The 1,322-nt window shown below is 67.0% G+C and carries 1 protein-coding gene; it reads right to left on the reverse strand.

Annotated features, from left to right (window positions below):
• Window positions 1-1,322: Na/Pi cotransporter family protein (locus tag RA26_RS21305; protein ID WP_039187388.1), on the reverse strand; the 1,322-nt coding region annotated here is incomplete at both ends.

Consider the following 1,322-nt stretch of genomic DNA (forward strand, 5'->3'; position numbering starts at 1 on the left):
TCACCTTCTGGCATATCTTCGATGAGCCTTGTCTCCAGGAGCTGTCCGCTGCGGTAGAGCACCGGGGTGGCGACGGCGGCGATGTGGCTGTTGAACTCGCGCAGGGCGCGCAGGGTTTCCAGGTGGATGTCGGAGGTGTCAAAGCTCTCCCGCGCGCCGTCCTGCAGACGTTTCAGGTGGCGTTTGCGGCTGTCGTGCTCCATCCGCTTCAGCTCGGTCTTCTCCAGGCTCAAGAGCCGCGCGCTTTCCAGGTCATCGGAGATCAGCACGTTGGAGGCCAGCTGCAGATTGGCCAGGATCGCCTCGTGCATGCGGGTGATTTCCAGCCAGCCCTCGCGCGAGAAGCTGAGGCCCTTCTTGTTCATCTCCCCCGCCAGCACCGTCAGGCGCCGCGCCACCACGTCGCCCGCGGTCTCCAGCCGGATCGCGTATTCCATCAGGCTGCGGGCCGCTTTCAGCTCCGCCTTGCCGAACGCCTCCTCCGGGATTGCCGCCACATACCGGCGGATGCCGGAGAGGCAGGCGTTCACCTCCGCGTCCATCTGCTGCACCGCCCTGATCTGCTCCTTGCTGCCGCCCTTGTAGAGGTCCAGCACCGGGCGGAACATGGCGCCGGTCTGGTCGGCCATCCGCAGCAGCTCCCGCTTGAGGTTGGCTACCGCCTGCGCGGGCGAGGCGTAGCTGCCCTGCTCCAGCGCGCTGACCGGGCGGCCGGGCTGCGCGGCCTCTGCCTGCACGGGCTCCGGGAAGGCGCGTGCAAAGATGCCGCCCAGCGGGGTGCAGGCGGGCAGCGCCAGCAAGAGGAGCGAGGCGTTGAAGGCGAGATGGGCGTTAACCAGCATCTGGCCGCCCTGCGGATCGCCTAGCCAGCCCTGCCGCAGTGCCAGATTGGCGCCGAACAGGCAGAGCACCGCCCAGGTGCCGCGCAAAGCCAGGTTGGCATAGGGAATGCGCCGTGCCTTCAGCGCCATGCCGCGGCTGAGCCAGACCGGAATGAAGGCAGAGCCGAAATTCGCGCCCAGGACCAGCGACAGGCCGGCGGCAAAGGGGATGGCGCCGATCTGCACCAGGGTGACGCACATCAGGATCGCCGCCACGCTGGAATGCATCACAAAGGCCAGCGCACCGCCCACGAGAAAGGCGGTGATATAGTCGCGCGCCAGATAGCCTGCGACCGCGGGGAGAAAGGCGCTGTCGCGGATCGGGTCCATCGCCTCGCGCAGAAACCTGAGCGAAATCAATATGAAGGCGATGCCCATCAGGATCCGTCCCAGCTGGCGCGCCTTCTTGGCCTCGGTCTTGACGAACAGGTAGCCGCCCGC

The sequence above is a fragment of the Leisingera sp. ANG-M7 genome (assembly GCF_000813965.1).
In the GTDB taxonomy this organism is placed as follows: domain Bacteria; phylum Pseudomonadota; class Alphaproteobacteria; order Rhodobacterales; family Rhodobacteraceae; genus Leisingera.